Raw genomic sequence first — 1228 nt, forward strand, 5'->3', positions numbered from 1 at the left:
CTGGACCCCGTGGCCAAGATCCCGGAGTTCAAGTACTGCGCGGTGAAGGTGACGCCCGGCGGCGAGGCCCTGGCCGAGGGCAGCTTCGGGCACGGGCATGTGATGGCGGATGTGGCGGTGGGCTAAGCTGCAGCTTCGTCTGTCTCGACCAAATGCTGGATGACTTCGAGCGCGACGTTCAGGAATGGAGATCACCATGAAGGCTGTCATTGAGGTCGCCCCCCGCGGTTCTGCCGTTCGTACTGCCCGCGCGCAGATTGCAGGCGCGCGTCGGGGAAAGTCTCCCAACTTCCACCTCAGCTTTGAGTCAGCCCGCTCGCTGTTCGCAGATCTGACGCCTGCGCGGGTTGACCTTCTGGACACGCTTCGCAAGGTTGGCCCTTGCAGCGTGTACGCGCTCGCCAAGTCCGCCGACCGCAACTACTCCAACGTTCACACCGATGTGGGCCGACTTGAGCAACTTGGATTGATTGAGCGCAACGAACAGGATGCCGTCTTCGTCCCCTTCGAGTCAGTGGAGATTCTTCTGCCGCTGGCTCAAGTGGCATGAGAGGGGTCGTGGCTTTTCTGGCCGATGGGAGCTTCGGACACGGGCATGTGAGGCGGATGTGGCGGCGGCGTAGCTCTTGATGGGGCAGGCCTCGCGTCCCGTGTCAACGGCGACAATCCGACCAAGCATTCCCACCGGAGCACGGCCATGGAGTTCACCGCTGTCCTGACGCCCGCGGAAGAAGGCGGCTACATCGCCCTCAACCCCGAGACGGGCACCACCACACAGGGAGAGACCGTCGAGGAAGCGGTCGCGAACCTTCGCGAGGCTACTGCGCTGTACCTCGAAGAGTTCCCCATGGTCTCCCGTGGTCATCCCCTGGTCACCACGTTCAGCATCCCAGCGCATGCCTAAGTTGCCGCGCGTCTCAGGCGCTGAGGCGCTCAGGGCATTGCAGCGACTCGGCTTCGAGAAGGTACGCCAGAGCGGCAGCCATGTGGTCGCTCGCAAGGGCTCAAAAGGTTGCGTCATCCCGATGCACAGCGAACTCAAGGTCGGCACACTGGCAGGCCTGCTTCGCCAGGCTGATGTAGCGCCAGAAGACTTCATCGCAAACCTGTAAGGCAAGGCCGCAGCCGCCCCGGGGAAATGGCGTGTCTGACACGACAACTCCCTTGGAACGCTACGGCTTGAACAGGTTGAGCAGCGGAACGCCGAAGGCTTTGAAGTCGGCAAGGT

Annotated in this window: 3 protein-coding genes; all 3 read left to right on the top strand. The window is 62.7% G+C overall.

Annotated features, from left to right (window positions below; genetic code table 11):
• The first annotated feature begins 184 nt into the window (after window positions 1-184).
• The 3 genes from ACOVRJ_RS09360 (at window position 185) to ACOVRJ_RS09370 (ending at window position 1112) form a co-directional block, all read left to right on the top strand.
• Window positions 185-550 (top strand): MarR family transcriptional regulator, encoded by a 366-nt coding sequence (locus ACOVRJ_RS09360; protein WP_422043588.1) that lies wholly within the window; start codon window positions 185-187, stop codon window positions 548-550.
• Window positions 551-697: 147 nt separating this feature from the next.
• Window positions 698-904: a type II toxin-antitoxin system HicB family antitoxin gene (locus ACOVRJ_RS09365; protein WP_422043589.1), complete on the top strand. Its 207-nt coding sequence runs from the start codon at window positions 698-700 to the stop codon at window positions 902-904.
• Window positions 897-1112, top strand: coding sequence for a type II toxin-antitoxin system HicA family toxin (locus ACOVRJ_RS09370; RefSeq protein WP_422043590.1), 216 nt, complete (start codon window positions 897-899; stop codon window positions 1110-1112). Before ACOVRJ_RS09365 ends, ACOVRJ_RS09370 begins: the two co-directional genes overlap by 8 nt.
• Window positions 1113-1228 lie beyond the last annotated feature (116 nt).

The organism is Roseateles sp. (assembly GCF_049240545.1).
In the GTDB taxonomy this organism is placed as follows: Bacteria; Pseudomonadota; Gammaproteobacteria; order Burkholderiales; family Burkholderiaceae_C; genus Paucibacter_A.

Coding starts and splice junctions, on each gene's coding strand:
- ACOVRJ_RS09370 (WP_422043590.1), top strand. CDS start 897: ATGCCTAAGTTGCCGCGCGTCTCAGGCGCTGAGGCGCTCAGGGCATTG.
- ACOVRJ_RS09360 (WP_422043588.1), top strand. CDS start 185: ATGGAGATCACCATGAAGGCTGTCATTGAGGTCGCCCCCCGCGGTTCT.
- ACOVRJ_RS09365 (WP_422043589.1), top strand. CDS start 698: ATGGAGTTCACCGCTGTCCTGACGCCCGCGGAAGAAGGCGGCTACATC.